Below are 9,254 nucleotides of genomic sequence, written 5' to 3'. Positions count from 1 at the left end.
GGGGTGCCGGGTGCGGCGGCGGCCCGGGCCGGTGCCGGGGTGGCGGCGTCCGGGCTGGGGACCGGCGGGCTGGCGCCGACCGACATCCGGGGCTGGCGGCCGACCTGTTGCTGCTCGTTGAGCAGCCAGGTGGTGAGGAGGCTGATCCCGACCACGGTCGACATCGCCATCGCGGCCCCGGAGAACCTCAGTGTCGGCAGCCGGAAGCGGCCGCCCAGGGGTTTCGGCCGGCCGTGCCGGCGGACCGGCCGCGGGGCCGTGCCACTCTCGCGGAGCACCACCGTCACTCCTCCCTCTCCGCCTCGCACGGGCGCCGGCAGCTGCGGCGGGGCCCTGAGGATATCAGCGGCCAGCACGCCGTCCGCCAGCCCTCGAGGCGCACCAGTTACGCTCGCTGAGCCCATTCTAGTGACCTGTGGTGCGCGTGAGTTGACGGAGCGTCGGAACGACGCCCGGGCCGGGACTGCAACCCCGTTGCAACTCTTGCCGTCCGCCGTCCGGTACCGCACGCTGGCCTCTAACCCAGCCGCCCCGGAGAGACCGTCTATGCCGCGCGACCCGCTGTCCGCCTCCTCGAACCAGCCACTCGCCGCCACCCCCACGGGCGGCGAACCGGGCCGGATCGCCGCCGTTCCACCGGTGGTGGAGGAGGTCCTGACGCTGCGGATCGCGCTGGACCAGGATCTGGTGGGTGAGGTGCGCACCAGGTTCCGCTACGAGGCCGAGCGCCCGTTCGAGGTGCGGCTCACCTTCCACCTGGGACGTCCCGACGAGGCGGACTGGGTCTTCTCCCGTGAGCTGCTGCGCGACGGACTGGCCTCGCTCAGCGGCCAGGGCGACATCAAACTCTGGCCGGCCTACTGCCCCTGTCACGGCTCCACGTTGCACCTCGCGCTGGACTCCCCGCACGGCAGCGCGCTGCTGGAGGCGTCCAAGCCGCGGGTGAAGGCCTGGCTGGACCGCACCTACGCCTGTGTCTCGGCCGCGGCGGAGGCCGCCCTCGGCCCCACCGACGAGCAGCTCGCCGCCCTGCTGGCCGGCAACTGACCCCGCCCGGGCCGGTTCAGCCGGCCGGCAGCACGACGGCGCCCGCGGCCAGGCCGGCCCGCAACTCCCGGACGGCCGGGGCGGTGGAGCCCGGCAGCAGGTCGTAGGGTTCGGCGGGCGCGCGCACCGAGACCAGGGCCGACCCGGCGAGCCGGTACGGGCGGTGCTCCAGCAGGCCGCCCAGGTGGCGGCGGAGCCGGGAGAGTTCGGCCCGGACGGTGACGGTCCGGCTGCGGTCGCCGAACAGCGCCTGCGCCAGCTGGGCGGCGCTCAGGCCCTCCCGGTGGACGGCGAGCAGCAGCAGCAGTTCGGCGTGGCGCGGGCTCGGCCCGTACGACCAGCCGCCGGCGGCGCCGGAGACCCACAGCTGCGGCTGCTCGGCCCGGGTCAGGTCGAGCCGGATCCTGGTCCCCTCGGCCTGGTCGGCGGGCGCGGTGGGCGGTCCGGCGAGCGGGCGGACCAGCCAGCCGTCGGCCAGCGGCTCGACCGCGCACTCGCCGAGGCCGGGCAGCCGCTGCCGGTCGGCGCCGGCCCAGCCGTCGGCGGGCGGCTGCAGCCGGGGCAGGTCCGGCATGCCGCTGGCGGCGGCGGTCCAGCCGGAGCCGTCCACCACCAGCGCCGGTCCGGTGAACCGGGCCAGCAGCGGGGCCGCCACCGTGCGCAGCCGGTGCAGCGACTCCAGGTGCCGGGCGCGCAGTTCGGTCTCGGCCAGCCGGGCGGCGGTGACGGTGAGCTGGAGCAGGTACGGGGTGCTGGAGTGGGCCGGGCCGCTGAGGTCGATCACCCCGGCCAGCCGGCCGGTGCGCGGGTCGCGGACCGGCGCGGCCACGCAGGTCCAGGCGTGGTGGCTGCGCAGGTAGTGCTCGGCGGAGTGGACCTGGGTGGCGCGGCCGGTACGGGCGGTCAGGCCGATGCCGTTGGTGCCGACCTCGTCCTCGGACCAGCGGGCACCGTGTTCGAAGCCGATGGTGCCGGCGCTGCGCAGCAGCGGGCGGCTGCCCTCCAGCCAGAGCACGTGGCCCTCGGGGTCGGTGATGGCGAGCAGCAGCGGGGTGCCGGCGTCGGGGGTGATCAGTGAGCCGCGCAGGACCGGGAGCACCTGGTCGAGGCCGTTGTCGCGGCGCCGGTGCTCCAGTTCGGCGGCGTCGATCCGGCGGGCGTTGCGGCCGAGTTCGGGGTCGAGGCCGAGGCGGCGCAGCCGGGCCCAGGAGTCGCCGATCTCGGGCCGCTGGTCGTCCTGCGGCGGTGCGTCGGTGCCCGGTTCGCCGCTCATCGCGCGGTCGTAGGCGCGGGTCAGTGCGGCGGCGCCGGCCTGGGGGCGGTGGCCGCGGGCGGGCCGGTGGCTCCGGTGCACTTCGGTCCCCCTGATCGAACTGATCGAGCCGCAGTCTCTGGTTGACAGGGTACGGCCGACTGGCCGGGACATGGCGGGTGAGGTCGAATCGGTGACCCGGCGGGCGGCGCCCGGGCACACTGGTCCGTTCGCTCCGGCGCCGGTCGGGCCCGCCCGGTGGGCCCGGGTTGTCTGTACAACTTTTGCCAGGCGGTTCATCTCGGTGACCCCGGCCGGTCGATCTCCCGTCACCTCGGCGCCGGAGCCTGTCCGCATGAGAGTCATCGTGGTAGGAGCAGGCGTGCTCGGCACCATGCACGCCTGGCAGGCCGTCGAGCGCGGCCATGAGGTGGTCCACATCGAGCGCGAGGCCGAGGCCCGCGGCGCCTCGGTGCGCAACTTCGGCCTGGTTTGGGTCAGCGGCCGGGCCGGCGGCGAGGAACTCGCCACCGCGCTGCGCGCCCGGGAGCTGTGGGAGCGGATCGGCGAGCGCGTCCCCGGCCTGTACTTCCGGGCCAACGGCTCCCTCACCGTGGTCCGCAGCCAGGAGGAACTCGCCGTCGCCGAACAGGCGCTGAAGCTCCCCGACGCCGCCGAGCGCGGCTACCGGCTGCTCGACGCCGACGAGGTACGGGCGGCCAACCCCGCGCTGCGCGGCGACTTCCTCGGCGGACTGTGGTGCGAGCGGGACGCGGCCGTCGAGCCCCGGCTCGCCCAGCCCGCCCTGCGGTCGGTGCTGGAGGCCTCCGGCCGGTACACCTTCCTGCCCGGACGCGAGGTCCGCGAGGTGGTCGGCTCCTCGGCCGTCCGCGACGACCACGGGCAGCTGCACGAGGGCGACCTGGTGATCCTGTGCACCGGCGCCTGGCTCGGCGGCCTGGTCCGCGAACTCGCCCCGCAGCTGCCGGTCCGCCGGGTCCGGCTGCAGATGATGCAGACCGACCCGCTGGGCGAGAGCCTGACCACCTCGGTCGCCGACGGCGACAGCTTCCGCTACTACCCCGCCTTCGCCGGGCCCGCCCTGGAGGCCCTCAAGGCCGCGCAGCCGCAGCCGCCGGTCGCCGCCGAGCACAAGATGCAGCTGCTGATGGTCCAGCGCCAGGACGGCGGCCTCACCATCGGCGACACCCACGAGTACGACCAGCCGTTCGGCTTCGACGTCGTCGAGGAGCCGTACGAGCACCTCGCCGCCGTCGCCGAGGAACTGCTCGGCCGCCCGCTGCCCAGGATCCGCCGCCGCTGGGCCGGCGTGTACGCGCAGTGCACCGACACCACCCGGGTGGTGCACCGCGAGCAGCTCGGCGACGCCGTCTGGCTGGTCACCGGCCCCGGCGGGCGCGGGATGACCTGCTCCCCGGCCATCGCCGAAACCACCGCACAACTCGCCAACCTGTAAGGGCTGTTCAACATGAGCAACGACATCCGCCTGGTCGTCCTGGACATGGCCGGCACCACCGTCGCCGACGACGGCCTGGTCGAGCGGGCCTTCGACGCCGCCGCCGCCGACCTCGGCGTCACCGCCGGCACCCCCGAGCACGACCGCATGCTGGAGCACGTCCGGGTCACCATGGGCGAGTCCAAGATCTCGGTCTTCCGGCACCTGTTCGGCGACGAGGCCAAGGCCCAGCAGGCCAACCTCGCCTTCGAGACCGCGTACCACGACCTGGTCGACGCCGGCCACTGCGCGGCCCTGCCCGGCGCCGCCGACGCCATCGAGCAGCTCCGCTCGGCCGGCCGCACGGTGGTGCTCACCACCGGCTTCTCCCGCTCCACCCAGGACCGCATCCTCAAGGCGCTCGGCTGGCAGGACATCGCCGACCTGACGCTCTGCCCGGCCGAGGCCGGCCGCGGCCGCCCGTACCCGGACCTGGTGCTGACCGCGCTGCTGCGCACCGGCACCGACTCGGTGCGGCAGATCGCGGTGGCCGGCGACACCGGCTACGACATGCTGACCGGCACCCGCTCCGGCGCCTCGGTGGTGGCCGGCGTCCTCACCGGCGCCCACCGCGAGGAGCGCCTGCGCGCCGACGGCGCCACCCACGTGCTCGGCTCGATCGCCGAGCTGCCGGGCCTGCTGGCCGGCTGACCCGCACGGGAGGATCGCGGCCCGGCCGGGCACAGGTGCCGACCTGTACCGGCCGGGCCGCCGCGCGTGCACCGCACCGCCCGGCCCGGCCCCTAAGCTGCGGTCGGGCCGGCGGACCGTCGGCCGCAGGCCGGCCGGACGGGGAGCGCCATGGCACACGACCCGGGAGCGGAGATCACCCCCCGGCAGTGGCGCGATGCCGGGCTGCTCTGGCAGTACCTGCGCCTCGGCCACCCGCCGCGGCGCTGCGACGCCGCGATCGTGCTCGGCAGCCACGACCTCGGCGTGCCCGTCCGGGCGGCCGAGCTGTACCGGGCCGGGTACTTCCCGACCGTCGTGTTCAGCGGCGCCGTCAACCGGACCCGGGCCGATCGGCTGCCCCGCGGCGAGGCCGTCCACTTCGCCGAACGGGCCGCCGCCCTCGGCGTCCCCGCGGCGGCGATCCTGCTGGAGCCGCACGCCCGCAACACCGGCGAGAACCTCACCCTCTCCCGCCGGGTGCTGACCGGCGCCGGGGTGCACCCCCGCTCGGTGATACTGATCGCGATGCCGTACATGGAGCGCCGCGCCTACGCGACCTGCCGCCGCCGCTGGCCGCGGACCGAGGCCGTCTGCGCCTCCGCGCCGGTCGCCCTGGACACCTACGTCCGGGGCATCGGTGACGGCCGCCTGGTGGTCGAGAAGCTGGTCGGCACCCTCCAGCGGGTCCTGGAGTACCCGGCCCGCGGCTTCGCCGTCGAACAGGAGGTGCCGCCGCGGGTGCGCGAGGCCGGCCGGCGGCTGGCCGCCGACGGCTTCACCGGGGCCCTGATCCCGGACCGCCCGGGCCCGGCGGAACGGCCGAAAGACACTGCAAAGAAAGACATCTGACGAACCGTCCGGCCGTGCGGGCGCCGACCGTGGCGTAGGCTCGGGCCATGGGAGAACGGATACCCCGCTGGGGCTGGTGGGCACTGGGGATCACCGCCGCACTGCTCTACCTGGCGTCGAGCTGGGCCGACGCGGTGCCCGAGGACGAGTACGCCGGGGACGCACTGGGCTGGTACGAGAACAACCCCTGACCGCACGCGGCGCGGACCGCGGGCGGACGGGCCGCGGCGCGCGCCGATCCGACAGGATCCGCCGGACAGGACCTAGCCTGGGAGCGATTGCGGTCCGTCCGTAGCGGAAGGAGCAGCCGTGCCCTCGCGTGCCCCGGTGGTGGCCGCCGGTCTGGTCCTCCTGCTCGCCGCCTGCTCCTCCACCTCCGGGACGGCCGCGGGCCCCTCCCCGGCCGGCTCCTCGGCGACACCGTCCGCACCGCCGACCGCCGCCGCGAGCCCGAGCCCGAGCCCGAGCCCGAGTCCTACGCCGAGCCCGAGCCCGCCGGCGAGCCCCACCCCGAGTCCGACGCCCACCGCCGCGCAGCTGAGCGCCGATCAGCTGGCCGGGCGGCGCGTGGTGTACTCCTATCCCGGCCTGACCCCGCCCGAGTCACTGCTGCGGGTCATCCGCGAGGGACGCGCCGCCGGGGTGGTGTTCTTCGGCGAGAACGTCTCGAGCTCCGCCCAGCTGAAAGCGGTGGTCGACCAGCTGCGCGCGGCGCAGCGGCAGAGCCCGGTCAAGGAGCCGCTGCTCCTGATGACCGACCAGGAGGGCGGGCTGATCAAACGGCTGCCCGGCGCCCCCGTGCCCTCGGCCAAGGAGATCGGCCACTCCGCCGCCCCGTCCGCGGCGGCGGCCACCGCGGGTACCGGCGCCGGCAAGAACCTCACCGGTCTCGGCCTGAACGCCAACCTCGCCCCCGTGCTCGACGTCTACTACACGCCCGGCAACTTCATCGACTCCAAGCAGCGTTCCTACAGCAGCAACCCCCGGACCGTCGCCACCCTGGGCTCCGCCTTCATCACAGCCCAGCAGAAGGCCGGAGCGGCGGCCACCGCCAAGCACTTCCCCGGTCTCGGCTCGGCACCGGCCGGCCAGGACACCGACGCCGGGCCGGTCACCCTGCCCGTCCCGCTGACCAAGCTGCGGACCGTCGACGAGGTCCCGTTCCAGGCCGCGGTCACCGCCGGGGTCCAGATGGTGATGCTCTCCTGGGCGGTGTACCCGGCGCTGGACCCCCAGCGTCCGGCCGGGCTCTCGTCCGCCGCCGTCCAGGAGCTGCGCGGCCGGCTCGGCTACCGCGGGGTCACCGTCACCGACGCGATCGAGGCCGGCGCGCTGAAACCTTTCGGCACCACCGGGCAGCGCTCCGTCGCGGCCGCCGCCGCAGGCATGGACCTGCTGCTCTGCTCGGCCCGCGACACCGCCCAGGGCCAGCAGGCCGCCGACGCCCTCGCCGCCGCCCTCGACGCGGGCACCCTGGACCGGGCCGAGTTCACCGCGGCCGCCGACCGGGTCACCGCCCTGCGCGCCGCGCTGCACTGACCCCGCGCTCACGCACCCACGCACACGCACGCACACGCACGCACGCACGCACCGCCGGACCGGTGCAGGTGCCGGACCGGTATCGGCGCCGGCTGCGAGGATCGGTCCATGACCGAAGCCCGGTACGACGCCGTCACCGCCGCCATCGCCCGCTACTGGGACGCGGCCGCGCCCGCCTTCGACGAGGAACCCGACCACGGCCTTCGCGCCGCGCCGACCCGGGACGCCTGGGCCGCGCTGCTCCACTCCTGGGCGCCGCCCGCCCCCGCCGACGTCCTCGACATCGGGTGCGGCACCGGCTCGCTCTCCCTGCTGCTGGCCCGCGCCGGACACCGGGTGACCGGCGTGGACCTGGCCCCCGGGATGGCCGCCCTGGCCCGCGCCAAGCTGGCGGCCGCGGGCCTGCCGGGCCGTTTCCTGGTGGGGGACGCGGCCGCGCCGCCGACCGGGGCCGACCGCTTCGACCTGGTGCTGTGCCGGCACCTGGTGTGGACCCTGCCCGATCCCGCGGCCGCCCTGCGCACCTGGGTGGACCGGATCCGCCCGGGCGGCCGGCTGGTCCTGGTCGAGGGGCGCTGGCGGGAGTCCGCGCCGGACGGGCCGGCGGACCCGTCCGGGCCGGACGGCGAGCCGTCGTACGTGGCCGGGGCGGCGGCGCTGCCCTGGTACGGCGGGGTGGGTTCGGCGCAACTGGCCGCGGCGGTGGGACCGCTGGTCCGGCAGGTGCGGGTCGAGCCGCTGGCCGGGAGGGCGGAGCTGTGGGGCGGCCCGGTCGACGACGAGCGCTACGCGGTGGTCGCCGACCTCTGACCGGCCCGCTCCCGTCCCGCCCGGGGCTCAGCCGGGCAGGAGCCGGGGGACCAGCCGTACCAGGACCACCATGGCGACCACCTCGACCAGGGTCTGGGCGACCACCACGGCCGCCGCCACCGACAGCCCGGCCGGAAGGGCGAGCGCGAGCGGCAGGACCACCAGCGAGTTGCGGGTGGCGCCGCTGAAGGCGACCGCCCGCCCGGCCGGGACGCCGAGGCGCAGCAGCCGGGCCACCGCCCGCCCGGCGAACACCATGACGAACGGGAACACCACGTAGCACGGCACCACCGCGGCCACCCGGCCGAGACTGCCGCCGAGCCGGGGCAGCTGGGAGGCGACCACGGTCAGCAGCGTGGCGGCCATCAGCGGGACCATGGCGGCGCCCGCCGCGTCGGCCGCGCGCCGGCCCGCCGGTCGGTGCGCGGCCCACGCCTGGGTGGCCCAGGCCAGCGCCAGCGGCAGCACGATCAGTGAGCCGAAGGCCGTCAGGAACGGGCCCGCGGCGACCACCTCGCCCAGCCCCGGTCCCAGGAACACCAGCAGGTACAGCGGTAGCAGCAGCATCTGGACGAGCAGCAGCACCGGGGTGATCGCCAGCAGCCGGCGGTTGTCGCCCCCGGCCAGCCCGCTGAACACGATCACGTAGTCCACGCACGGGCACAGCAGGACCAGCAGCACTCCCAGCCGCACCGCCCGGTCGTCGGGCAGGAACGGGAGCACGGCGGCCACCAGGAGCGGTACGGCCAGGAAGTTCACGGTGAGTGCGGCCGACAGGAAGCGTCCGTCGCGCAGCGCGCGCACCAGCTCGGCGGCGGGCACCTGGAGGAAGGTCACGAACAGCAGCGCGCCCAGCACCGGGTTGACCGCGCGCTCCAGGCCGGGACCTGCCGCCGGCACCGCCGCGCCGAGCGCGGCCCCGACGGCCGTGGCCGCCAGGTAGACCGCGACCTAGTGCCGCTCCATCCACTCGACCGGGTCCTGCACCACTGCCACCGCTCCTGGCTCCGCGCCCGCCCCGTCGGGGCGGGCCGCGTCCCCATCCTCACACCGCCCGAGCGAGTCCCATGCCGCGGATGCTAGCGCTCCCCTGGGACAACGCCGGGGGCCCGGGGCCGGCACCGGTGTCGGTGCGGCCCCGGGCCCCGGGCGGGTCAGTGCACGGTGCCCGCGTACCGGCGTGCGAAGCGGGTGCCGGTGGCGGCGGTGACGGTGATGTCGTAGCGGCCGAGGTTCAGCGGCCAGGTGACGGTGGCCCGGCCGTTGGCGGGGGCCCACACGGTCTGGATCTGGCCGCCGAAGTCGTTCGGGGTGACGGTGAAGGAGACCGCCGTCGCGCCGTCGTTGACGAGCTGGAGCGCGACGCCGCCCGGCTGCACGGTCGCCGTCACGCGCGGGACGGCGACGTCGCTCTGGTCGGCCCACACCACGGTGCCGGCGAAGCGGCGGACGAAGCCGTCGGGGCCGTGGACGGTGAAGTCGTAGCGCCCGTCGGTGGCGTTGGCGTCCCAGGTGTAGGTCTTCGAGGCGCCGGCGGCGACGGTGTAGGGCGTGCCGGCGAAGGCGTAG

At 75.9% G+C, this 9,254-nt stretch carries 11 protein-coding genes; 7 read left to right on the top strand and 4 right to left on the bottom strand.

Annotated features, from left to right (window positions below; all coding sequences use genetic code 11):
• A partial coding sequence (locus tag AA75_RS44450) for a hypothetical protein (protein ID WP_199520582.1) occupies positions 1–278 on the bottom strand: 278 nt, incomplete at its 3' end.
• Positions 279–546: 268 nt separating this feature from the next.
• On the opposite strand from AA75_RS44450, the gene AA75_RS44445 reads away from it, so the two are divergent.
• The gene (locus tag AA75_RS44445) at positions 547–1,047 is read left to right on the top strand and encodes an SsgA family sporulation/cell division regulator (protein WP_051814492.1); all 501 of its coding nucleotides are present in this window, start codon (positions 547–549) and stop codon (positions 1,045–1,047) included.
• A 16-nt stretch (positions 1,048–1,063) separates the two neighbouring features.
• On the opposite strand, the gene AA75_RS44440 is transcribed toward AA75_RS44445, so the two are convergent.
• Complete coding sequence (locus AA75_RS44440; RefSeq protein WP_051814489.1) at positions 1,064–2,401, bottom strand: helix-turn-helix domain-containing protein; 1,338 nt, start codon at positions 2,399–2,401, stop codon at positions 1,064–1,066.
• Positions 2,402–2,654: 253 nt separating this feature from the next.
• Between AA75_RS44440 and AA75_RS44435 the strand changes: the two genes are divergently transcribed.
• From AA75_RS44435 to AA75_RS44415, 6 genes are all read left to right on the top strand, one after another.
• The gene (locus tag AA75_RS44435) at positions 2,655–3,776 is read left to right on the top strand and encodes a TIGR03364 family FAD-dependent oxidoreductase (protein ID WP_033826265.1); all 1,122 of its coding nucleotides are present in this window, start codon (positions 2,655–2,657) and stop codon (positions 3,774–3,776) included.
• A 12-nt stretch (positions 3,777–3,788) separates the two neighbouring features.
• Entirely contained in the window at positions 3,789–4,466 is a 678-nt protein-coding gene (locus AA75_RS44430) for a phosphonatase-like hydrolase (protein WP_033826264.1), read from the top strand.
• Between the two features lie 150 nt (positions 4,467–4,616).
• Positions 4,617–5,336: a YdcF family protein gene (locus AA75_RS44425; protein ID WP_051814488.1), complete on the top strand. Its 720-nt coding sequence runs from the start codon at positions 4,617–4,619 to the stop codon at positions 5,334–5,336.
• A gap of 47 nt (positions 5,337–5,383) precedes the next feature.
• The gene (locus AA75_RS50720; RefSeq protein WP_158515676.1) at positions 5,384–5,527 is read left to right on the top strand and encodes a hypothetical protein; all 144 of its coding nucleotides are present in this window, start codon (positions 5,384–5,386) and stop codon (positions 5,525–5,527) included.
• Between the two features lie 118 nt (positions 5,528–5,645).
• Positions 5,646–6,875: a glycoside hydrolase family 3 N-terminal domain-containing protein gene (locus AA75_RS44420; RefSeq protein WP_033826263.1), complete on the top strand. Its 1,230-nt coding sequence runs from the start codon at positions 5,646–5,648 to the stop codon at positions 6,873–6,875.
• A 108-nt stretch (positions 6,876–6,983) separates the two neighbouring features.
• On the top strand, positions 6,984–7,685 hold the full coding sequence (locus AA75_RS44415; RefSeq protein ID WP_033826262.1) for a class I SAM-dependent methyltransferase: 702 nt from the start codon (positions 6,984–6,986) through the stop codon (positions 7,683–7,685).
• Positions 7,686–7,712: 27 nt separating this feature from the next.
• On the opposite strand, the gene AA75_RS44410 is transcribed toward AA75_RS44415, so the two are convergent.
• Both AA75_RS44410 and AA75_RS53365 read right to left on the bottom strand, forming a co-directional pair.
• Entirely contained in the window at positions 7,713–8,624 is a 912-nt protein-coding gene (locus tag AA75_RS44410; RefSeq protein ID WP_233289476.1) for a bile acid:sodium symporter, read from the bottom strand.
• Positions 8,625–8,839: 215 nt separating this feature from the next.
• A partial coding sequence (locus tag AA75_RS53365) for a phospholipase domain-containing protein (RefSeq protein WP_233289475.1) occupies positions 8,840–9,254 on the bottom strand: 415 nt, incomplete at its 5' end.

Source organism: Kitasatospora sp. MBT63 (assembly GCF_000710465.2).
GTDB lineage: Bacteria > Actinomycetota > Actinomycetes > Streptomycetales > Streptomycetaceae > Kitasatospora.
This window is presented reverse-complemented; position numbering and strand designations above follow the sequence as displayed.